Source organism: Rhodopirellula sp. JB055 (genome assembly GCF_043100905.1).
In the GTDB taxonomy this organism is placed as follows: Bacteria; Planctomycetota; Planctomycetia; order Pirellulales; family Pirellulaceae; genus Rhodopirellula.
Genome location: NZ_JBICHO010000547.1, coordinates 1 through 21,079, shown reverse-complemented (window position 1 = coordinate 21,079; position 21,079 = coordinate 1). Strand labels below are relative to the sequence as shown.

The 21,079-nt window shown below is 57.8% G+C and carries 19 protein-coding genes and 2 tRNA genes; 8 read left to right on the top strand and 13 right to left on the bottom strand.

What is annotated here, in order from left to right:
• Positions 1–368: 368 nt before the first annotated feature.
• The 3 genes from ACF8AM_RS21490 to ACF8AM_RS21480 form a co-directional block, all read right to left on the bottom strand.
• A tRNA-Lys gene (locus ACF8AM_RS21490) sits at positions 369–441 on the bottom strand.
• A 105-nt stretch (positions 442–546) separates the two neighbouring features.
• Positions 547–619: transfer RNA gene (locus ACF8AM_RS21485), tRNA-Cys, on the bottom strand.
• 258 nt (positions 620–877) lie between these two features.
• A complete protein-coding gene (locus ACF8AM_RS21480) occupies positions 878–2,422 on the bottom strand; it encodes an SHD1 domain-containing protein (protein WP_392557620.1) in 1,545 nt (514 codons plus the stop codon).
• A gap of 325 nt (positions 2,423–2,747) precedes the next feature.
• On the opposite strand from ACF8AM_RS21480, the gene ACF8AM_RS21475 reads away from it, so the two are divergent.
• Both ACF8AM_RS21475 and ACF8AM_RS21470 read left to right on the top strand, forming a co-directional pair.
• On the top strand, positions 2,748–4,553 hold the full coding sequence (locus ACF8AM_RS21475) for a sensor histidine kinase (RefSeq protein ID WP_392557619.1): 1,806 nt from the start codon (positions 2,748–2,750) through the stop codon (positions 4,551–4,553).
• Between the two features lie 499 nt (positions 4,554–5,052).
• Positions 5,053–5,802, top strand: a complete 750-nt coding sequence (locus tag ACF8AM_RS21470) for a hypothetical protein (RefSeq protein WP_392557618.1) — start codon at positions 5,053–5,055, stop codon at positions 5,800–5,802.
• Here ACF8AM_RS21470 and ACF8AM_RS21465 read toward each other — a convergent pair whose 3' ends face one another.
• The 5 genes from ACF8AM_RS21465 to scpB form a co-directional block, all read right to left on the bottom strand.
• On the bottom strand, positions 5,803–6,162 hold the full coding sequence (locus ACF8AM_RS21465) for a competence type IV pilus major pilin ComGC (RefSeq protein WP_392557617.1): 360 nt from the start codon (positions 6,160–6,162) through the stop codon (positions 5,803–5,805).
• A complete protein-coding gene (locus tag ACF8AM_RS21460) occupies positions 6,159–7,322 on the bottom strand; it encodes a type II secretion system F family protein (RefSeq protein ID WP_392557616.1) in 1,164 nt (387 codons plus the stop codon). The genes ACF8AM_RS21465 and ACF8AM_RS21460 overlap by 4 nt, the downstream gene beginning before the upstream one ends.
• Positions 7,323–7,393: 71 nt before the next feature.
• The gene (locus tag ACF8AM_RS21455) at positions 7,394–9,157 is read right to left on the bottom strand and encodes a GspE/PulE family protein (RefSeq protein ID WP_392557615.1); all 1,764 of its coding nucleotides are present in this window, start codon (positions 9,155–9,157) and stop codon (positions 7,394–7,396) included.
• Positions 9,158–9,212: 55 nt separating this feature from the next.
• Complete coding sequence (locus tag ACF8AM_RS21450; protein WP_392557614.1) at positions 9,213–9,608, bottom strand: response regulator; 396 nt, start codon at positions 9,606–9,608, stop codon at positions 9,213–9,215.
• 569 nt (positions 9,609–10,177) lie between these two features.
• Positions 10,178–11,629: an SMC-Scp complex subunit ScpB gene (scpB, locus tag ACF8AM_RS21445; RefSeq protein WP_392557613.1), complete on the bottom strand. Its 1,452-nt coding sequence runs from the start codon at positions 11,627–11,629 to the stop codon at positions 10,178–10,180.
• Between the two features lie 98 nt (positions 11,630–11,727).
• Between scpB and ACF8AM_RS21440 the strand changes: the two genes are divergently transcribed.
• The 4 genes from ACF8AM_RS21440 to ACF8AM_RS21425 all read left to right on the top strand — a co-directional run bounded on the left by ACF8AM_RS21440 (position 11,728) and on the right by ACF8AM_RS21425 (position 15,028).
• Complete coding sequence (locus ACF8AM_RS21440) at positions 11,728–11,856, top strand: hypothetical protein (protein ID WP_392557612.1); 129 nt, start codon at positions 11,728–11,730, stop codon at positions 11,854–11,856.
• Between the two features lie 30 nt (positions 11,857–11,886).
• Complete coding sequence (locus tag ACF8AM_RS21435) at positions 11,887–12,513, top strand: hypothetical protein (RefSeq protein ID WP_392557611.1); 627 nt, start codon at positions 11,887–11,889, stop codon at positions 12,511–12,513.
• Positions 12,510–13,706, top strand: coding sequence for a cysteine desulfurase family protein (locus ACF8AM_RS21430; protein ID WP_392557610.1), 1,197 nt, complete (start codon positions 12,510–12,512; stop codon positions 13,704–13,706). Before ACF8AM_RS21435 ends, ACF8AM_RS21430 begins: the two co-directional genes overlap by 4 nt.
• Positions 13,707–13,873: 167 nt before the next feature.
• On the top strand, positions 13,874–15,028 hold the full coding sequence (locus ACF8AM_RS21425) for a helix-turn-helix domain-containing protein (RefSeq protein ID WP_392557609.1): 1,155 nt from the start codon (positions 13,874–13,876) through the stop codon (positions 15,026–15,028).
• A gap of 75 nt (positions 15,029–15,103) precedes the next feature.
• On the opposite strand, the gene ACF8AM_RS21420 is transcribed toward ACF8AM_RS21425, so the two are convergent.
• Positions 15,104–15,910: a hypothetical protein gene (locus ACF8AM_RS21420; RefSeq protein ID WP_392557608.1), complete on the bottom strand. Its 807-nt coding sequence runs from the start codon at positions 15,908–15,910 to the stop codon at positions 15,104–15,106.
• Between the two features lie 8 nt (positions 15,911–15,918).
• On the bottom strand, positions 15,919–16,959 hold the full coding sequence (locus ACF8AM_RS21415; RefSeq protein ID WP_392557607.1) for a prenyltransferase/squalene oxidase repeat-containing protein: 1,041 nt from the start codon (positions 16,957–16,959) through the stop codon (positions 15,919–15,921).
• Between the two features lie 766 nt (positions 16,960–17,725).
• Between ACF8AM_RS21415 and ACF8AM_RS21410 the strand changes: the two genes are divergently transcribed.
• On the top strand, positions 17,726–17,965 hold the full coding sequence (locus ACF8AM_RS21410) for a hypothetical protein (protein ID WP_392557606.1): 240 nt from the start codon (positions 17,726–17,728) through the stop codon (positions 17,963–17,965).
• A gap of 12 nt (positions 17,966–17,977) precedes the next feature.
• Positions 17,978–18,235, top strand: coding sequence for a hypothetical protein (locus tag ACF8AM_RS21405; RefSeq protein WP_007333356.1), 258 nt, complete (start codon positions 17,978–17,980; stop codon positions 18,233–18,235).
• Between the two features lie 292 nt (positions 18,236–18,527).
• On the opposite strand, the gene ACF8AM_RS21400 is transcribed toward ACF8AM_RS21405, so the two are convergent.
• From ACF8AM_RS21400 to ACF8AM_RS21390, 3 genes are all read right to left on the bottom strand, one after another.
• Positions 18,528–18,977, bottom strand: a complete 450-nt coding sequence (locus ACF8AM_RS21400; RefSeq protein WP_392557605.1) for a hypothetical protein — start codon at positions 18,975–18,977, stop codon at positions 18,528–18,530.
• A gap of 197 nt (positions 18,978–19,174) precedes the next feature.
• Positions 19,175–20,518: an ABC transporter permease gene (locus tag ACF8AM_RS21395; RefSeq protein ID WP_392557604.1), complete on the bottom strand. Its 1,344-nt coding sequence runs from the start codon at positions 20,516–20,518 to the stop codon at positions 19,175–19,177.
• Between the two features lie 2 nt (positions 20,519–20,520).
• Positions 20,521–21,079 (bottom strand): ATP-binding cassette domain-containing protein (locus ACF8AM_RS21390; RefSeq protein ID WP_392557603.1); only part of this gene is annotated, 559 nt, incomplete at its 5' end.

The window sequence follows — 21,079 nt, the reverse complement described above, 5'->3', positions numbered from 1 at the left end:
ATTGGGACTGTTCTGGCAAACGCCACGGTTCCCACGTGCCACCGAGGCGAACGCCTAAACGGCTCACATGGTTTTGCCCGATCATTCCTGCCGACGCGTTTCGCATCTGCCAGTGGATCGGGACGAGCCCCCAAGATCGCGATGAAGCAGGACTTCATGTTGCGAGGTCGCGAACTCTCGGATCCGGATGACCGGGAGTCTAGATGATCAGGAGGACGACCAGTGATCGTTCGGCCCCCGATGGTCAAACCCGGTCCATTTAGCAGGGTGCTGGGTGGGTCACAGCGAAGGGGCGGAGGCCACGACGGGTCAACCGCATGAAGAACCCCACAAAACACGCAGTTCGCGGTGCTTCATGGGGAAAAGAGTGCCCCCGCTAGGGCTCGAACCTAGGACCCACGGATTAAGAGTCCGTTGCTCTACCAACTGAGCTACAAGGGCGTGGGTGAACTTGACCGTGCAACGTTGCACCCATTTGGACGATGATCCTAGCTCGGTTGCGGTCCTTTGAGAAGGGCCGCGTCCAAAGCCACGCGCGATCATCAGAGGCGACGATGGGATTCGAACCCACGAATAAAGGATTTGCAATCCTTCGCCTTAGCCACTTGGCCACGTCGCCTTCACGTGCTTCGAGTCGGTCAAAGACTGACTGTTGCACAAGCTGAGCAAGTTAGGAAACCCGTGCTTTTTCGTCAAGCCCTGCCTTCTTCGAAGACTCTTCGTTGCTCAAAGCGATTCAATCGCTGATACCGTACTATTCGGCTGGGACCGGCCGAAGCTTGAGCCACACAACAAAAAAAGCGCCCGACAGTCTGCGGGCTGCCGGGCGTTCAACGTTTTTCAGTGCGATCAGACTCGAACCCGCGAGGGTCCGGGCTCAGTCATTCGAAGCCATTGCGAACAGCAATTCGCTGACTTGGGCACGAATCGATTCGACGTACGATTTGTCTGCTTCGCTAAGTCGTTCCATGGGAACGGTGCAGGTGCGGCCATTCGTTTTCAAAATCTGGACTTCATTTTCGCGGACTTCGATCAGGCGACCATCGGTTCCCCAATTGCCGGTGTTGTCGATCCAGGTGCGAGTCTTGGTGCTGTCAAGCACATCGATGGTCTTGGCGATTTTCTTTTCCGTCACGACTTGAGTGACTTCCGACTCCGCCACCTTCGGTTGGTTTTTACCAAACAAATCGTCAATGGCAGCGTCGGAGCTGTCTTCGGCTGGTGGGTCACCGAACAGGTCATCCAATCCACCACCGTCTGCAGGTGCTTCTTCGGCCGGTGCGGCGTCGTCGAACAATCCGTCCAGCCCACCTTCTTGTGGCATGGCTTCTTGAGCCGGTGCTTCCGCTTCGCCGCCAAACAGGTCACCAAAGCCATCGTCGGCAGGTTGCTCGGCTGGCATGTCCGCGGGGGCTTCCGCTTCGCCACCGAACAGATCGCCAAAGGCGTCGTCGGCGGGAGCTTCCGCAGGAGCTTCGGGCATCACAGGTTCGTCTGGAATCGCGGCATCGGCAGCGTCACCGCCAAACAGGTCATCGACGGGATCGGATTCAGGAACTTCGACATCGGGAGTTGCCGGCTCAGCGGGCATTTCCGTGTCGCCACCAAACAGGTCGCCGAAGGCATCGTCCGCAGGTGCTTCTTCCACGGGAGCTTCGACGTCAGGAGTGGCAGGTTCCTCTGGCATTTCCAACCCGGGAGCTTCTTCGGCAGGTGCGTCTTGCGGGAACGGGTTGTCATCGGCAGGGAACAGATCCGTTTCCGGTTCTTCCATGGCAGGTTCTTCCACAGCCGGTTCTTCGACGGCTGGTTCTTCCATCACGGGCTCTTCAGTCGGCGGATCGACCACGGGAGCTTCTTCCGCGGGTTCTTCGACTGGCATCGGAGTTTCGGGTTCCGCGTCGGCTGCTGGATCCGCTTGAGGCTCCACAACGGGCTCTTCCGCTTCGGGTTCGGCAGGAACCGGTGGAGCGACGTCCGCGGGCTCTTCAACCGGCATGGCAGGAGCTTCGATGATTTCGCCTTCGACCGGATGGCCTTCGCTTTCCAGCATAGGAACAATCGTTGACTCGCCATAGATCGGTTGTTCGACCATGACGCCTTCGCTCATTGGCTGGACCATCGCACCGCAGCAATCGCTCAAGACGACGGGCGCGGGAACGATTTCGACGCTGTCACAGCAGGTTGGGACCGCTTCACAAGCGACAGGTGCAGGGTCGCAGCAGATGGGCTCCGGTGCCGGAGCACAGCAAACCGGCTCTGGAGCGGGGCAGCAGGTGTCCGCTGCGATTTCACAGCAATCAGCGTTTTTGCTGTGAATTCGCTTCAGCAGCCATCCAGCCGAAGCGGGACTCACGCTCAAAATGGCGATCATGCAGACCACCAACGTCCACTGCAGTGTAAGGCGAAGGGAACGTTTCATCGTATTCTCAGAGTCAGAAGGCGGGAAATTTGGAGGCGTATTGTGATCCGACGGGATCGTGAGTTAGTTTCGCATCGTAGTTGTGGCCAGGGGGGCAAACAAGCTTTTCCGCGGTGATTTACGGACCATTCTCCATGCCGCGAAAGGCAACCTATTCCAAATAAAACAGTTGAAACGACTGGTTGAGAGCACGAATCGCTGGATTCGTCTCGTCGTGGCCTGCGGTTTTCGTCAAAATGAAGTTTTCCGGCTCTCCGTCTTCTCGGTCACACTGAATGATTGTCCACGACCTTCTTGCCGCCCCAGGGCCTTCCCGCGGAAGCTCATGCTGAGGTTCATCCAAAGCCTGTTTTCATCGATGAGTCTGGAACGCAAATGCTTGCTGTTCTTTGGCTCAGCGCTCGTCGTGTTGATGTGCGGAGCGTTTTGCATGGTGTTTCTGCTGGCCGACCGCTGGGTCAGCAGCACGACTCAGCAGCAAGCCCGAGACGCGGCCGCGACGGAGATGATGCTGATCCACGCCGCAGCGACCTACACCGAACACCTGCCCGAAAACAAACTCGAGATCACCCGACAGAAGATCGCTGACCTCCGCTCGCAATTGCTCAGCCAAGACATCGAGTTTGACATTTTGGGGCTGGAGGACCCACAACCGTTCGAGAACCTCTCCTCCCCGATCCTGCCCACCGCCCCAAGCGAACTGCGACTGCTGCAAGATCTCGAACCTCAATTTCGAGCCCGCTTGGAACGCTTGCTGTCTGATGATCCGATTGACCTGAGCAAAGCAGTTGATTTGGCCGACGACGCGGCGATGAGCCGAATTGGCCCCGCCAACCGTCCCGTCTTCAAAGAACTTGGTCCCACCAACGGACGCTATGTCTACTACGAACCAGTCTTCATGACTTACGACTGTGTTCCCTGTCATGTTCCAAGCGGCGAGATCATCTCGTTGTCCAAGGACGAAGACCCGGCCAAGCTTGCCTCGCAATTGCCTTACCGAGTCAAACGGGTCAGCATGCCCGATGACAAAATCGTCAAGGACATGACGGGCATCCGAGCCATCGTGGTTTCGATCGCGATGTTCATTGTCGCTGTGACTCTGTTTGTGCTGCATGCGATTGTTCGGTACTTGGTTTTGCAACCGCTGCTGCACCTGCGTGACGTCAGTGACGCGATCACGCATGGCGATACCAACCAACGTGCGAACATCTCCACTGACGACGAATTCCGGGAACTGGCCGATGCGTTCAACCGGATGCTGCGTCACCTGACCGAAACACAAACTCAATTGCAAAGCGTCAACCGAGAACTCGACGCACGCGTTGACCAGTTCGCGCAATTGAACTTGCAGCTTTACGAAGCCAACCGATTGAAGACCGACTTCTTGGCCAACATGAGTCACGAACTGCGCACGCCGCTGAACAGCATCATCGGTTTCTCGGAAGTCCTGCAGGGCATCGACTCACTGTCGGAAAAGCAACGTCGTTACGCATCAAACATTCAAAAGAGCGGACGCCTGTTGTTGGAAATGATCAATGACATTCTTGACCTCGCGAAAGTCGAAGCGGGCAAGATGGAAGTTCGCCGCAGCGAGTTCAAACTGTCTCGCTTGGTCGGCGCTCAGTGCGATATGATCCAGTCCTTGTCAGAGGACAAAAACATCTCGCTGTCGGTCGAAGTCCCGGATGACCTGCCAGTCGCCTACCAAGACCCGAACAAACTGGGGCAAATCCTCAACAACCTGCTCAGCAACGCGATCAAGTTCACTCCCGAGGGAGGCATGATCACGGTTCGAGTCGTCGACCTGCACGACGATCGTTTCCGCCTGTCAGTGACGGACACCGGGGTGGGGGTGGCCGACGAAGACCAACCAATCATCTTCCAAAAATTTCGGCAAAGCAAAAAGGTGCTCGATGGCGACGGCCTGTCACGCGAATGTGCTGGCACGGGTTTGGGGTTGTCGATCGTCAAAGAACTCGCCGTTCTGCTGGGTGGCGAAATCGACTTTCAAAGCGAACTGGGGCGTGGGAGCACCTTTTGGGTGATTTTGCCTTACCGCCTCAGCGACCATGCGATGGAAGAAAACGAAGTCCCAATCGGAAATTTGGCCCCCGTGCCGCACCCGGCGTGAGAAAGCCCGCCTTGGGCAGACGCCTCACCAACGAACGCATGACAAAATGCGAGAGAACAATCTGCCGCGGAGTGATTCCTGAGCGAATCCGTTTTGAAGTTGCGCTTTTGCGGAAGCATTGTTTTTTCATAACCCGACGCGTCAGCGAGGCGAAGTCAACCGCATTTTTCCCTCGCTGACGCTTCGGGTTTTGAGAAAAACGCAACTTCAAAACGCGCGAGCGAGGGCCCCACAGGCTCGTTGCAATGGCACGCAGTCCCTCGCTCACGCGTCGGGTTATGATTTGTTGTGGCACCAATGACGTTGACGATTGAGAAATCGCCGTTCTCCCTCGCTTCCCCGTCGGGGTATGATTTGTCGTGGCGGCTCAGTTCGAAAAACGGAGATGCCGCGGAGTGGTTCCGCAGTGACTGGCCGATGGCATCGGCAACGGCTACAACGGAGCGTTCTCTTCCCTGACGTTCATCCGTCAACCAGCCTTTCATTGAGTGAAAACGATATGAGTGATTACGGCGCATTCGGCGACGAATATTACGTGAACATGAATCTGTCCACCGAAATGGAGTTGCCGCAAGGTCGTGAATCCGTCCTGCATTACTTTGAACAGGTCCAGCGTCGTTACCCCAAGATGGCAAACTTCTACGCGCGTGAAAAAGACGAATACGTGCTGGAAGAAGAAAAGGAAAAGGACAGCGGTGCGTATCGCTGGGTGTCCGTTGAACCGAAACGAATCAACAGCGGGATGGTCAGCCCGACCACCTACGAAGACGCCTGCGAGCAGCACCGAGCGGTCCTGGAATTGGTGCCCTACGAATTGTCGGTCAGTCCGCTCGACTGTGAAGCGTTGACGGTGATGCTCGGGTTTGACTTTGCGTGCAAAGGCAACCACAACGAGATCGTGACGGAGGCCATTGGCATCGCGCCAGGACTGGAAAAGTTCACCCAACTGCCGTACGGAAAATTGCTGTCCAATGAACCCGTGGTGCAGTTTGCCTTGGACGAAGACTGCAAGACCCAGTGCCGGATCAGCTTCGAATCACGAACGGGTGCTTTCCAAATCCGCACCGGCGAATTCACCGAAGAACAACTCAGCGTCTACATGATGGTCCGGCGTTACGATTCCTTGGGTGCCAAGGAAAACTACGCGGACGAATTCACGCGTCTGTCTCAGTTATGCCGTGATTTGGTTGACGAATACTTGATCGACAGTGTTCTGCGTCCGCTGCAAACCGCGATTTCCATTCGCTGATCACTTGCCGTGAGTCGGGCAGATCACATCGCCTTGGTCCAACCCGTAGGCTGCCCCCGACACGGGACACGTGGGCAAGTTCACGCCGCTGTAGTCTTCATCAGCCAATTCGCGAAGCGTTCGACTGGGCAATCGCCCGGTCTCGCTTTCGTACAATTCCACGTCGCGTTGCAACATGGACCGGTTGGCTTCACACGCGCGTGATTTCGCGGTCTCACCATGCGTTTGCACAAACGCCAAACCGGTCATGGCGAACATGGTGGCGATCGTCAACGCAACGATGATCTCTAATATGCTGAAGCCGAATCGTCGCGAGTGACAAAATCGCGATGCTTGGTCGGAGAGTGATTCACGCATCATTCGAGCACTTCAAACATGTGGAACATCGGCGTGTAGATCGACAGCACCATGCCGCCAATCATGACCGCCAACGAAATCGTGAGGATGGGTTCCAGCATCGCAACCGATGCATCAATGCGAGCTTCCAAGCGTTCCCGCAAGTGATTGCAGGTGCCTTGCAACGAACGAGCGAACTCGCCGGATTGCTCTCCGACACCGATGAGCTGACACAGCGTTGGAGGAAAGAATCGTTCGTAGCGGCCAAGCTCAACGCTTAGTTTTTCGCCGCGACGGACACCGTGATTGATGTCCTCGATCGCACTTCGGACGCAGCGGTTTTTGACGCAGGTGGCAGCGACCTCGATGGCTTCAATCGGTTTGTAACCGCACTGGACCATGGCCGACGTGGCTTCAATGAACTGCAACACCGCCGCATCACGAAGCCAGGGGCCGACAACCGGAATCTGTAGGAACGCGGCGTCCATCTTGGCCGCGATGCGTGGTTTGCTGCGGCCAATGAGCCACAGCACGGCCGCAATGAACCCCAATGGAAAAACGAACAAACCTTTGGTTAGCATGAACCGGCTCAGGCCGGTCACGAACTTTGTCACCGGAGGCAAATCAACGCCGCTGGCGGTGTAAACGGTTTCAAATTCAGGCACGACGACAACGCACATGAACACCATCAGTCCCAGCCCCGCCACACTGATCAGGACTGGGTAGCTGACTTTTTTGAAGATCCGTTTTCGCAGAGCGACTTTGCGTTCAACCTGTTCGCAAACCCGCAGCAGGGCGGTTTCGAGCGAACCACTTCGCTCGCCTAAACGGACTTGTTGGACCTGCATTTTGTTGAACGTTCGTGGATAGCGCGCCATGGCATCGCTGATCGATCCGCCCGCCATGATCGTGCTTCGCATCCGCAGCAGCACGCTGCTGTACTTGCGGCTGGAATTGTCCATCGCGAGCGAACCGAGTGCCTTGGGCAACGTCAAACCGTTCTGCAGCAACATCAACATCATCCGCATCAACTGAGCCAGTGGCACCGGAGGGATTCGAGTTGACTCACAACCTTTGGGAACGCCGCGTTTAGGGCCGCCCACCTCGATTGAGTTGAGCTTTCGCAAGAACCCCATCACACCGCCGGTGGTGGGCGTGTTGGTCGTGCTAGCTGGGAAAGACATGGGATGTCACCAAGGCAAAAAACGAAAACGATGAAAGAATGATCCAACCAGCCAGGCTGGCAGATGAAGAATCAGGCGATGGCACTGGGGACGGGTTGATCCACCGACCGCCGGCCACCTTGGACCGGCGTCGATGTGGTGCTGCGTCGATCGCCGCTGGTTTTGAAATAGACTTCTTCGAGCGAGGTCTTTCCGGCGACGGCCGCTTCTAATCCGGCCTGGCGAAGCGGCACCATTCCGGCGGCATAAGCCATGACTTCTAACTGCGAGTTTGGCACACCGGCTTCGATGGCCGCGGTGATTTCCGCGTTCAGCGGCATGATTTCAAAGATCGGCATTCGCCCGGCAAACCCGGTTCCCAAACATCGCTTGCACCCGGCACCACGAACGAACGTGGTGTCTCGCGGGACGCATTGCTCGGGGTCCAATGCTTCCAGCAGATTCAAGTTCGCTGGTGCATCGACCTTGCAGTTTTCACAGACGCAGCGAAGCAAACGCTGCGCGACACTGCCGAGCAACGAGCCGGCGATTTTAAAATTGTCGACGCCCAGGTCAGCGAGTCGCTGAACGGCACCCACCGCATCGTTTGTGTGCAGCGTGCTGATCACCAAGTGACCCGTCAAAGCCGCCTGGACAGCCGTGGTCGCGGTTTCGCAATCGCGAATTTCGCCCAGCATGATCACGTCGGGGTCTTGCCGCATGATGTACTTCAATGCGTTGGCGAACCCCATTCCAAATTCGTTATCGCTTTGGACTTGGTTGATTCCCGGCAAGCGATATTCCACCGGGTCTTCGACCGTGACGATGTTTCGGTCGTCGTCGTTGAGATGTTGCAACGCGGCGTACAACGTTGTGCTCTTGCCACTTCCCGTTGGTCCCGTCACCACGAACATCCCGTGTGGTTTGTCGATCACGCGGCGGACCGCGTCGTAGTCACGCTGAGGCATTCCGATGCCGGCCAAATCAAACGTTTGGCCGCCTTCATCGAGCAACCGCAACACCAACTTTTGACCATCCACGGTTGGGATGCCGCTGATCCGAAAGCCAACTCGTTTGCCGTTTTCGTAAACCGTGAGGTGACCATCCTGTGGACGCCGACTCTCGGTGGTGTCCATGTCGCCCATGACCTTGATGCGGCTGATGACCGAATCCTCGATGTGGTTGGGGATGGTCATCACGACCTGCAACTCACCATCAACGCGGTAGCGAACACGCATCTCGGGTTTATGCGGTTCCAAGTGAACGTCGCTGGCTCCTGCAGAAACGGCACCGGACAAGATCGCTTGGACCAGTTTGACAACGGGCGCGTCCTCTTGGCTGACCACGGACATCGCCAATTCATCCTCTTCGGTGACCTCGCCCGATTCGGCCATTTCGGCGAACTTCATGTCGACGATGGTCTGCCGTGCAAACGCACGATCGTCATAGATGCGATTGAGCAAATCGCGAACGTCTTCTTCCAGTGAAACGACGGGTCGGATTTTGTAGCCGGTCATCAACTCGGCTTCGGCAATGGTTTCGATGTCATCGGGCGCGACCATCGCCAGTGTCAGCATGCGGTCGCTGATATCGATTGCGACCGCCGCTTGAGAGCGAGCAAAGTCCTCAGGCAGCAAACGCGCGACTTGCGGGTTCACGCTGGAAAAGTCGATGTCAACAAACGGAACCGAAAACTGTTCGGACAGAGCCGCGCCCAACTGCGCATTGCTGATCAAAGATTGCCGCACCAACCAATCGCCGATCATCACGCCGCGTGGTTTTCCCGCAAAGGCAGCGTCCATTTGTTCGTTGGTCAGAATGTTCAATTCGACCAAGATGTCGCCAATGCGTTTCATCGTGCGAGTCCGTCGGGAAGACTGGGAAGTGGAAAGTGGGTGATGTGATGTGCGATCAAACGGTCTCAGCGTGAGAGGACAGCAGACGCTGCACCTTCTCCTCGAGCACGGTCGGATCAAATGGGGTGATCAGGTAATCCTGAGCCCCGGCCAAATAGGCTCGCCGAACCATTTCGAGACTCGGGTCGAGCGAGAACACCAACGCGGGAACTTGCTCGGCCTTGAATTCCAAACGCAGCTCGGTCAGCCATTCCAAACCGTCGCCTTCAGGCAACTTGGTGTCCAGAATCAGCAAGTCGATTGCTTCATGACGCAGGCGGTCGAGTGCTTCCGCTCCGCTGCCCACCACATCAAGTCGATACCCCAAGAGTTCCAACCGGAACGTCGCGAGTTCAGCCAAGACCTGCTCGGGCTCGACCATCAACAGCTTGGATTGGGTGGTTTCAAACATGGTTTCACGCATCAACTGCGATACAAAGGAACAGCTACCGTTTCAAAGGTAGGTCACCAATTGGTCCATGTTGAAAAAACACCTCATCAAACACGGAGCGTGCCGCCCCTTTCAAAGGGAGGTGAAGTAAAACTGCACGCCCGCGCAGCGGGAGGGGTCGGAAAGCGAGCGTTCAGAGAGCTTTCCGGGGGAGTGCAACACGCGCCACATCCCATGCCCTCTCCCTCGCGAATGCCAAACGGCTCACATCCCCGATGTCACCTTCGCACCTGCCTTGAAAGTCAAAACCGCTGCGATCGTTGCGACCGAAACAAGGGACTCGCCGTGACGAGTCGATGCCGGTGTGGTTTGAGAGAATCTGCCTGAGCGACGCCAAAGCGGCTTGCTCCGGCTTAGTGGTCTGTCACGACTTTCTAGGGTAGTGGACGAGGCGACGAGTCCTGAACTGGCTTTCTAGCGTAGTGGACGAGGCGACGAGTCCTGAAATGGCGCCCAAATAAATGACTCGTCGCCTCGCCCCCAAAGATCGCCCCGCACTATTAAAATTGACAAACCACTAAAGAAGACGATCAGTCTTCCCATTCTTCATCGTCATCGTCGAGTCCATCTTCCTCGTCTTCGTCATCCCAGTCTTCGTCGGCTTCGTCGTCGTCGACTTCTTCCCAGTCGTCGGTGCCGTCGAGGTCATCGTCGTCCTCGTCTTCATCATCGAGGTCATCCGAGTCGTCGTCCTCGTCTTCGTCGTCGCTGTCTTCGTCGTCATCATCCCAGTCATCGTCGTCGAAGTCGTCGTCTTCCTCGTCATCGAGATCGAATCCGTTTTCATACAGATCGTCTTCTTCGTCTTCGATCACGGCCGACGGATCACTCGACAACGCCGCATCTGCATCGGACGCAGGCGCATCCAAAACAGCCACGGCGCCGGATGGATCGGCATCGGGAGAAACGGTGAATTCAGTGGCGAGAGTTTCGATCGCGGCGACACTCACGTCAGACTCCTTGGTGGGGTGTAAATGCTCGGCTTCTGAAGGATTCGTTTCGGAAGATTCAGAGCAAGAGGATTCACGGCGAGGATGGGATTCAGTTTGAGAGGGATCTCTCGATTTCAGTTCGTCGGCAGTCTCTTCGTCGGCAACGTTTTCAACCTCGCCGTCGGCAGATTGAGAAACATCATCGCAGGATGCGTGCCAGTCAATCGGCGGCAGCGACTTTATCGATGCCAATCCGCAGATTTTTAAAAAACGTTTGGTGGTCCCGTAAAGGTAGGGACGTCCAAGCTCTTCACTGCGACCGCTGATCCGGACCAAATCCAGTTGCATCAACTGTCGCAGAATTTCGCCGCACGCGACACCACGCACGGCTTCCACGTCTGCCCGCGTGACGTCCTGGCGGTAAGCCACCACGGCGAGCGTTTCCATCATCGGCCAACTCAGCCGGACCGCTGGAGCCAAAAAACCAAGTCGGCGCAGCCAAGGTGCCACAACCGCCCGCGTCATCATCCGCTGGCCACCGGCAACCTGTTCAATCCGGATCCCACGCCCCAAACGGTCATAAAGTTCGTTCAACTCCCCCACGAGAGTCCGAGCGGAGGTCGCATCCTCCACATCAGCCAAAGCAGCCAAACGACGGTAATTCAGCGGTGATTTCGCGATCAACAGCACCGCTTCGACCCGGGCCCGAGCGGCCACACGATCCTCTGGATCGACGACAGCGGCCTCTGGATCAACGACAGCGGCATTCGCTCCACCGCTTTTGCCATCGCTATCGCCTTCCCCGTTGTTTCCCGGGAGCGGGCCCTGCGAAATCGCGGCAGATAAACGGGAAGCCATCGCGTTCGACTCGCTGGCCCGCTGAGCCGCATCCGCGGGCGCCACGAATGAGCGTTTTTGAGCGAGCGTCGAGCGTTGTGTTTCGGTCAGTTGCCCTTGTGTGGGACTGCTCCATGACGCTGCCACGGGGGCCTGCCGCATCGCGTTGGCCCAGGCTCGACGGCCGGCCCAAGGTGTGGCGTACCCATTCATCTTTGCTACGCTTGGAAAATAAGGGGCTTCGGGACAAACAATGACGAGTCGCGAACCTACCAAACCGTTTGTTTGACGTCTGCCGGGATATTTCAACGATGTCAGCGACCTCCGCCTCGCCGTCCTCTGGTTCCACCGCCACCCAATCCGCGACTCAGTCCGCCCAGCCATCGCGACGTCGGAAACGATTCGCGGCGGGCTATCGATTGCTGCTGATCGCGGTGTAGTCGCTGATCTTCGGTGGCTTGCTGTTTGTGATGGTTCGGACATTTGGGTACGTGGCAGGAACCGAATTCGCCCCCAACCATTTCCAAACCCGTCACTTCTCATTCTATGAAATCCCGCTGGTTCACTGGCAAATCACGCCCATCCGCCGCACCAGTACGACCCCCGAGACCGCACGGTACCTGACCCAATCCAAGATTTTGACGATGCCCAATCAAATCCCGGATCGCTGGGATTTGGCAGAACTCAGTCATGGGATGCAGGAATCCCAACCGCATGACCCCGCGTTGCTGTTGGATCACCTTCGGCTGATGGACGGGGGAAGTCCGGTTTGGAAGCAGTGGAGCAAGAATCACCCCAAGCTGGCTCAACAACTCTGGCCCACCATCGCCAAATTGGCCGATCGCGAACTCTACATTCTGATCCCACGATTGATGGAATTGGCTCGCGATGTCAACGACGTGGCAACGCTGAAAACCACCGTCGCGGATTACTTGGCCGAGGAATACGTCAGCCTGATTCGTGACATGCGAGACGCCGAGCGGGACGAACTGGCCGACGCTCTGCTCGCCGAAGCACTCGAAGAATCGCCCAACAACCCGGAACTGCAATCCTTGAAGAAAGACCGCTCATCGGTCGATCCTGCTGAAAACACATGATTTATCTCGACAACAACGCGACGACCGCCATCGATCCCGCGGTCGCTCGTGTTTTGGCGGAGGCTTTCTCTCAAACGCCCGCCAACGCTTCCAGCCAACATCGACTCGGGCAACAAACTCGATCTCGACTGGAAGCCGCCACGGATTTGATCGGCCGTTGCCTGGGAAGCGACCTGACTCGCGTGCACGCACCTCGATTGCTGATCACCAGCGGTGGCACCGAATCGAACAATCTGGCGATCTCTGGGCTGGGAGACCCCGACGGTGCAATCGTGGTCAGCCGGATCGAACATCCCAGCGTCCTCGCCGCCGCAGCCGCCCAAGAGCAATCCGGTCGTCCGGTGGACTGGGTCGACGTCGATGCCAACGGAATCATCCTGCTGGATTCCCTGCGACAGACATTGAATCGAGTGACCCGGTCGGGCGATGCTCCGGAATCGGTCTCCGTCGTTTCGATCATGTCTGCCAACAACGAAACCGGTGTCCTGCAACCGATCGAAGCCGCCGCGAAAATCTGCCGTGAATTTCGGGTGCCGCTGCATGTCGATGCGACACAGTCGGTTGGCAAAGTCCCGGTTGATCTGACCAACTGGGGAATCTCGGCTGCCACGATCACGCCTCACAAACTGCACGGTCCGACGGGAGTCGGCTTTTTGTGGCTGGACGCGGGAGTGGAAGTCCGCGCGGCTCTGCGTGGCGGCGAGCAACAATTGGGCGCTCGCCCCGGCACCGAACCGGTTGCTCTGGTCATCGCCGCGGCAGAAGCCATCCGCATCGCCTGCGAGCAACAGCCCACGGCCGCCGAGCACATGGCGGAATTGCGAGACCACCTGGAATCGGAACTCGTCCGCCGGCACCCGAACTGCGTCGTGCATGGCCAAGACGCACCTCGTTTGCCGTCGACTTCCTGCCTGTCGCTGCCCGGTGCCGATCGACAAAGCCTGCTGATGTCGTTGGACATGGCCGGGGTGGCATGCAGCAGCGGATCGGCGTGCAGCAGTGGCAGCAGCCCGCCCAGCCACGTTTTGCTGGCCATGGGCGTTTCCAAGTCCCTGGTCGATTCCGCCCTCCGTTTTAGCGTTTCGCGGTTTTCCACCAAGGCTGAAATTGACCGGGCGATCGAGCTGATTTCTCGCCAATTTTCAAAGGCAGAAGGTTTTCCAACTGTGGATAACTCGGTGGAAAATGGATAGCGGTGAGCGAGCGTTCTATCTAGAGTGGAGCTGGGTCAGCAGTTTCGGCCGGACAAAATCTGTCCGGGTCGGCTCCAACTGACCGTCCCCACGCATGTTTTGCCCGTCGCGATTTCCCAATCACGCGGCACGACTTTTCGTGCTTCACCCGTTCACCGCCGTTCGCCGTGGTCGCTTCGCCTCCCAACGTCAGCTCCTTCGCGCTGGAACGCCCGTCGCTTCGTCGACGCCGCCGCGACAGTGATATCATTCGCCCGATTATCCCGCTGTTTTATTGCGGCGATGAAAATCGGTTGGCGGGTTACGTCTGCGAAAACCCGATTGAAACGCTGCTGGAGATCTCTCGCCCGATGCTGTTGGTCGGACAACCCGGCACCGGCAAAACGGCGCTCGCGTTGCATTTGTCCAAACGGATGAGCATCAGCAACGTCTGGGAAGCGATGGAGTTGGACAAAGACACGGCCCAGGGCGGCCCGTCCGGCGTGACCTCGCGAGTGCTTTCCAGCCGAGTCCTGTACCAACCGGCGATTGACTTCGCACGCGAATTTGCTTCTTCGATCGATTCGAAAGACATGCCGCGTTTTCGCGAAAAACTGGACACGGTTCCGATCCTGGTGCTGGATGATTTGCACCTGATCGCGGACAAGGCCCCCGCTCAAGAAGAGCTGGCCCAACGCTTGGAAGCTCGCGACGCGGAAGGACGACTGACCATTGTCACCTGCCGCCGATTGCCGTCCGAAGTTCGCGGGCTGCGGCCTGCTCTCGTTAGCCGCACATTGCCGGGCTTGACCGTGACGTTGCATCCGCCCGCCGGCGACACGCGGAGAACCATCCTTCGCGAATTGATGCTGGCTCATTTGCCCGAGGTTGAACCCGAAGCCTTGTCACTGCTCGATGCTGGGTTGCCAGCCGACTCGACCGTGCGCGCTTTCGAATCCGCGATCAAACAAGTCGCGCTGTGGTGCCGGATGCACGAACAACCAATCTGTGCCGAAGCGGTTCAGTCCGCGATCGAAACTTCCGGCGGTTCCCAGTCCATCTCTATCAAAGCGATCACCACCGCGGTGGCCCGCCAACTAGGAGTCAAATCCGCCGACATGCGAAGTGGCTCCCGACGCCAAAACATCGTTCGCGCCCGTTCGCTGGCGATGTGGTTGGCTCGACGCCTGACCGAGGACAGCCTGACTCAGATTGGCGACGCGTTCGGCGGGCGAGACCACTCGACCGTCTTGCACGCGATTCGCAAAATCGACGGCTCACTCGATGACGATGTCCTGCTGCGACGCTCGGCCGATCAGATCATGGAAAAGCTTTCCAACTGAATGAGAGTTTGGACTGGCTCGAGTTCAGGAATCGTCGCAAAACCGAAGTCTGGCGAATCCGGCTGCGACTGGTTCCTACGGGTGAATCGGCCAGATCGATTCGGCGGTGATGCGAAACGTTTGCTCCGACAGCGGATGCGATTGCCGATGAGAATCATCCGCGACGGTTTGCGCCAATTGCTGTTGCAGGTCGGCTGGCAAGTGAGCCGACCAAGCGATCAAAAAATCTCGGTTGGGCACCCCGACAATCGCAGCCGGTTCGATGCTTGGATCGTCCGTTTCGTCACTCAATTCCTCAATCAAACGCGCGCGAATTTCTGGCAGCAAGACTCTGGCCGCGTCGTAGCCGTCACCGGACTGGATCGCGATGAATTTTGGTGGCCCCTCGACCACGCCCATGGGGCAATCCAGCGATTCCGCTAACAAGTTCTCTTTCGCAACCTCGATTAAATCCACCACCGATTGGCCCCAGCGTTCGGCGTCTTCCGGCCGAATGTAGGCGTACCCGTGCGGCGAATCGACGACCACGCTGCTGGTCACATCACTGGCAAAGGGAAACGTGATCGCCTTGCGGAGCGCGTCGATGTCGCTGCGACACAACTGCACTCGCAATCGAGGCTTGGCTTCTTCCCAGGAACCAGGCAGCACGTTGTCGGCGGTCCGAACCATTTCCAACATTCGCGAAAATGTGAGACGGACGGTTTCGTCCAGCTCCTCGTCGGAAAACCCTGACTGCTGGTACTGCGCCAACAAGTTCGACAGCCCGAACTGCAATTCACCGCACGTCAGAACGCCAAACTCTTCGCCCAACTGAAAGCCTTCGCTGGGGAAATGACGTTTTAGGATTCCGAGCACACGCCGGCTGAACGATTCCAAATCCATCGTCGGCCTCAGCGTTGATAGATCGGCAGAAATCCACGATCGATTTGCATCATGATGAGATTGCATGCCGTCACATACACCGGGTGGATCTGGCCTTCCCACGATCCATCCGGTTTCTGCTCGGCCGCGATTCGGTCATACAGACGATCACGGAACGGCAGCCACAACTCATCGCCTTGCCGGTAAACGACTTGGCTGTAGTAGAGGTACGTGTAGTGCCAGTGACCGAACGCGCGAGCCCCGTTGTTGATGTCATGCAGCGTTTCTTTGCTGTACTTCAACATGTCGGGCACGTGTTCGCTGTCGTAATCGCCGGCGTTGTAGAGCGCCGCCAGAGCCGCGGCGGTGATCGCCGGACGACTGCTGCCCGTTTGCCGGCTGCTGTAGCTGATGCCGCCATCGGGATTCTTGCAGCGATAGATGTACTCCTTGGCCTTGTCGATCACTTCACCGCTGACGGGAATCCCCGCGTTGCGGCAACCTCGCAAACCCTGGACTTGGGTGATCGTCGTGCTGCCCTCGTCGAAGTCGTTGCCTTCTTTGGCCGAGACATATCCCCAACCGCCGGCCTCGGTTTGAGCATTGCCACTGAACTCGACCGCTTTGGCCAACACATCCACCAACTCTTCGCGGCGATCGAGCAGCCCTTCTTCGCCGAGAACTTGAGACAGGAACAGCATCGAGAAGCCGTGCCCGTACGTGTAGCGAGAATCGGTCTGCGGGTCACCGATCAGGCCGTTGCTGCGTGATTTGCTGATCAGAAAATCCGACGCTCGAGCGATTTGGCGAGCGTAGGGTCCCTGAGTCGTCGTGCTGCCGCTGCCAATCAGAGCGGTGCCGGACAGAGCTGCCATGGCCGTTGGGTAGACCGTCGTGTTCCACTGGCCACGCGACGATTGTTTGCTGCTGAGCCACTCCAGGCCACGCTGAATGGCCTCTTCCCACTTCGCTCGGCTGGCAGCGTGAGCGGGGCGTGGGGCGACGGTTCCAGCGGCAATCGCGGCTCCTCCGGCCAATCCGGCTCGCAAGAACCGGCGTCGATCAATCATGTTGGACAACAAAGTCTCACCCCTGTGTTTCGTGTGCATGTTCCCATTGTGCCCCATCGTCGACCGGGAGTCACGCCGAATTGGGCCCGCGGCGGGAAACGGACGCGACACACCGGACCTTGCATCGTCTTTGCACCGGCACTCCAAGCACCGACGTACGATGGACTTCCAAGTCAGTCGACCACACCCCAATCACCCCGGCGGCTTGTTGATTGAGTCGTCAATGACGTTTTAACGCATGTGGGATGGGCACTCTTGCCCCGTCAGGGTCGCCAAGGCCACCCCTCACAACCCGAATGCGTGAGCGAGGGACTCCCCCCAACTCCCGCGACGGCCCCATCCGGGGCAACCGTGTGTGTTCCGGCATCGGTCTCTCGGTGCTTCCGCCCAATGGCACTTACTTCACCCTCCCTGCAGGGAGGGTGAATTGGTTCAACGCATGGAGGATGGGCACTCTGGCCCGTCAGGGCCGCCGAGGCCCCCATCACAACCCGAATGCGTGAGCGAGGGACTCCCCCAACTCCCACGACGGCCCCATCCGGGGCAACCCTTTGTGTTCCGGCATCGGTCTCTCGGACCTCCGCGAGGAAACGTGCACGGGCATGCCAATCGCAACAAAAATTGCTCTCCCGAACCTTTTTCTCGAATCCTGTCAAGGTTTTCCGGTAATTCCGCCGATAACGATTCTGTCACCGATTTCAGGCAGACGGGCTCTCGTTGCGTGAGCCGTTCGGTCCGAAACCCTTACGCGTTGGGGCGTACAACGATGGAAAACAAGATGAACACGCAGTGGATCACCCGCGGGACGATCGGCACATTGGCTCTCGCTGCCCTGTTGGCGACCAACACCGGATGTCAGGTTTCGCTCAACGGCCAAACCCTTCCAAGCCCGTACTATTTGCAAGATGATGTGCAGTACTTCCCGGCTGGACCGGAGTTCAAACTGTCCCGCGAAGCGGCTGCCCTGCAAGCAGCTCGAGCGGAAGAAAAACGAAACCAACGCTAACTAGGCTTGCTCATGGCTCCCAATCGGACGTCGCATCAAGAAAAGATCATCCGGAACTACTACCAGAACCGGGATGCCATTGGGCTGCAAAAAGCCCAAGAAGCGGTCACCGAGCTCTACTTGAGCGAGGGAAAGAAGCGGGCGACGGTCTGGAAGCGATTGTGCAGCCACCTGGAGAAGGTTGGTGTCCCCGAAGCACGCATCGAAGAACTGCGTGAATCGGATGATCCCGCCGCTGTGGCCGCGCTGCTGGAAAAGATCGCTAAATAGCGTCACTTGCGCTGACCGGATGGGTCGTGTGGCTTTGCTGCATCCGCCCGGGGTCGTGCCATTGATCGACGCCGTTTTTCAGCGTGTTTTCACATGACGCACCTCTCCCGAAACGAAGTTTTGGGGGAAGTCGATTTGTGACTTGCAGCACTTGGTAATGGATGAGGCAACGAGTCCCTGGCATGCGGAAGGACTCGTTGCCTTGTCCACTACCATTCACGTCCACGGCAAACGACGCGTCAAACAACGTCGGCAATGAATCGACGTCACGAGGACGCCGGACGCCAGATTCTCACGCGGCGTAGGTGGAGGTGCCCAGGTGGGACTCAATCGCCACAAATCGCTCACGCCAACGCAGCCGAGCGAACCAACTGGGATGAGACAGATTGGGATCATCCGCAGACACGCGGTGCGTCTTCCCACGGGTCGTTCGCATGGTCAGCGTGCCATCTGAATTGACCTCGTCGACCATCCAAAACTTCTCGACGACGTAATTGTAGGTCTCGCCCTTCAAGTTGGGTTTCACGCTCGACGCGCGAGGCCCCGGCACTTTGCTGCGTTTGCTCTTGCGATAAATCGCCCAATCGCCCGGCTTCCACGTGTGGGCGTTCGGACGCGCACTCGCCCCCGCTTTGGTCGATCTCGGACCAGAATGCACCAAACCATTCCGGCTGCCCGCCACGGGCGTTTGAAAAAGATCGCGTCGCAACCATCGTAGATGAGCAAGGATTTTTTCGGTCATGATGGAATCCCATTGCGGCAAGGCATGTCTGAAAAGAATGACGGCAAAGATCCACCCCCGATCAATGCCTGGTGAATCACCCAAAAAGCAAGTCGTTTCCCGCAAACGACGCGCCAAGCAACCCTGTTTGTTGGGTCGAAAGGAGTCTCACGATAGGCAACCCGTCCATGTTTCCAGCATCGAAAACGGCGAAGTTCTCAAGAAGTTTCCCAGCGAATTGCTAGCAAACGGGCGAGAACCAACAACCCAAACGCGGTCGCCATCAGCACCGTGAGTTGCGGCTGCAACGCACTGGGCGGCAGCTCCCGCCAGAAGACTTTGTCGTAACCATCCAGTGCCCAAGCGTTGAACGTCCACAGCCCGGCGTCGCGCAAACCTTCGCTCATCACGTACCGCGGCACCATCGATCCGCCCAACGCGCTCATGGTCAGCACAGCAACAACGGACAACCCATTGAGCTGCCCGCGAGTCTTGCACAACGTCGCCAGAAACAATCCAAACGAGGCGGCCGCCGCAGAGGTGACCAAGGTCATCATCACGAACCCGTCGAGGTTGCCGAGTAAATCCAACCCAAACACCAACTGAGCCCACACAAACATCACCGTGACCTGCACGCATCCTAGCATCGTCAGATAGAACCACTTGCCGAGCAGCAAATGATCCATCGTCATCTGTGTCGACAGCAACCGTTCCAACGTTTGGTTTTCGCGTTCTTCCAACAGCACGCCACCGCCGCTGGTCGCACCAAACAATAAAAACATCACGGCGATGCCCGCAGCGTAAACGCTGATCACGGGATTGGATTTGTCCTGGCCCATCACGTTGACGATGGTCACCTCGGGCGGTGCCAGCGGTGCCTTGAAAGCAAACGCCTCCGATTCCGTCGCGTCCGTTCCGAGCCCTGCGTTCTCCCTCGCCGCCGTTGGAACGAACTCCGCGAACGCCGCCTGTTTCACATTGGCTGTTTCATCGGCGTCCGCCTTGTCACTGGTCTCAGCACTGGGTGAGGATCCCGCACCCGCCAACCCCGCCGGACCGTCATCTGACAAACCGTGGCTTGTTTGAGCCGGTCCCGCTTTGGCCATCAACATCGCTCGCATCACCAACGCGGAAACCACTTGGCTGGCGACTTGATCGGAGGCGTCATTGAGCAACTCCGCAGACAACTCCTCGTCGTCTTCGTTCAGCACAATCGCAATCGTCGCAGAACCGCGGCGGACCAAGTCTTCTCCCGCAGCTCGATCCAGCGCCGGGTTCTCGTCGCTGTCCTGGACCAGCCTCAACCCTTCGCTTTCACGCAGGGTCTGTATCACTTGGTCGCACTGCAGCGAAGCCAGCGACGTGGAACCTGTTTCCACCTCCAAATTCGCACTCGCCTCGCGAATCAACGCCACCTTCACACGCGGCGTGCCTCCTACTCCGCGAGAAAAAATCAACGCGAAGATGCTGAAGAACGCGATCGGCACGACGAACGTCAACAACCACTCGATGCGGTTGTGAAGCAGGCGACGCAGATGAATTTCGATGACTTTCCAGACCATGTTCAGTCCCGCAGTGCATGGCCGGTCAGATGCAAAAACACGTAGTGCAGCGTCGGTGATTGGACCTCCACATCTTGCACGCCGTATTCCGCTTGGCTGAGTGCATCGATCAATCGCGGCAATCCCATCGCAACCTCCGCCATCTTGGTGCTCACCATGTTCTCGCCCGGCCGCGCCGTCACGCTCAAACCAGCCATGGCGAGCGGTTCATTCCCATGTCCGCGCAGTGGTTGATCCAAGCGAATGGTCACCTCACGATCACCCCCGATGGTCTGGCGAACCAATTCTTCGAACGTGCCCGTCGCGACCACTTTGCCATGATCGACAATCACGATCCGGTCGCATTGGCTTTCGGCCTCGTCCAGGTGATGCGTCGTCAACAGAACGGATGTGCCTTCCGCGTTCAGTTCCGCCAACATCGCAAAGATCCGCTGGCGACTTTGTGGGTCGACGCCCACGGTGGGCTCGTCCAGCAACAGAACCTCGGGTCCGTGCAACACGCCGCAAGCCAAATTCACACGTCGCTTCATCCCACCCGAAAACGTGCCCACTAAATCGTGG

Excerpts from the sequence above, each read along its gene's own strand:
- ACF8AM_RS21480 (WP_392557620.1), bottom strand. The coding sequence starts at position 2,422 with ATGAAACGTTCCCTTCGCCTTACACTGCAGTGGACGTTGGTGGTCTGC.
- ACF8AM_RS21475 (WP_392557619.1), top strand. The coding sequence starts at position 2,748 with ATGCTGAGGTTCATCCAAAGCCTGTTTTCATCGATGAGTCTGGAACGC.
- ACF8AM_RS21470 (WP_392557618.1), top strand. The coding sequence starts at position 5,053 with ATGAGTGATTACGGCGCATTCGGCGACGAATATTACGTGAACATGAAT.
- ACF8AM_RS21465 (WP_392557617.1), bottom strand. The coding sequence starts at position 6,162 with ATGATGCGTGAATCACTCTCCGACCAAGCATCGCGATTTTGTCACTCG.
- ACF8AM_RS21460 (WP_392557616.1), bottom strand. The coding sequence starts at position 7,322 with ATGTCTTTCCCAGCTAGCACGACCAACACGCCCACCACCGGCGGTGTG.
- ACF8AM_RS21455 (WP_392557615.1), bottom strand. The coding sequence starts at position 9,157 with ATGAAACGCATTGGCGACATCTTGGTCGAATTGAACATTCTGACCAAC.
- ACF8AM_RS21450 (WP_392557614.1), bottom strand. The coding sequence starts at position 9,608 with ATGTTTGAAACCACCCAATCCAAGCTGTTGATGGTCGAGCCCGAGCAG.
- scpB (WP_392557613.1), bottom strand. The coding sequence starts at position 11,629 with ATGAATGGGTACGCCACACCTTGGGCCGGCCGTCGAGCCTGGGCCAAC.
- ACF8AM_RS21440 (WP_392557612.1), top strand. The coding sequence starts at position 11,728 with ATGTCAGCGACCTCCGCCTCGCCGTCCTCTGGTTCCACCGCCACCCAA.
- ACF8AM_RS21435 (WP_392557611.1), top strand. The coding sequence starts at position 11,887 with ATGGTTCGGACATTTGGGTACGTGGCAGGAACCGAATTCGCCCCCAAC.
- ACF8AM_RS21430 (WP_392557610.1), top strand. The coding sequence starts at position 12,510 with ATGATTTATCTCGACAACAACGCGACGACCGCCATCGATCCCGCGGTC.
- ACF8AM_RS21420 (WP_392557608.1), bottom strand. The coding sequence starts at position 15,910 with ATGGATTTGGAATCGTTCAGCCGGCGTGTGCTCGGAATCCTAAAACGT.
- ACF8AM_RS21415 (WP_392557607.1), bottom strand. The coding sequence starts at position 16,959 with ATGATTGATCGACGCCGGTTCTTGCGAGCCGGATTGGCCGGAGGAGCC.
- ACF8AM_RS21410 (WP_392557606.1), top strand. The coding sequence starts at position 17,726 with ATGGAAAACAAGATGAACACGCAGTGGATCACCCGCGGGACGATCGGC.
- ACF8AM_RS21405 (WP_007333356.1), top strand. The coding sequence starts at position 17,978 with ATGGCTCCCAATCGGACGTCGCATCAAGAAAAGATCATCCGGAACTAC.
- ACF8AM_RS21400 (WP_392557605.1), bottom strand. The coding sequence starts at position 18,977 with ATGACCGAAAAAATCCTTGCTCATCTACGATGGTTGCGACGCGATCTT.
- ACF8AM_RS21395 (WP_392557604.1), bottom strand. The coding sequence starts at position 20,518 with ATGGTCTGGAAAGTCATCGAAATTCATCTGCGTCGCCTGCTTCACAAC.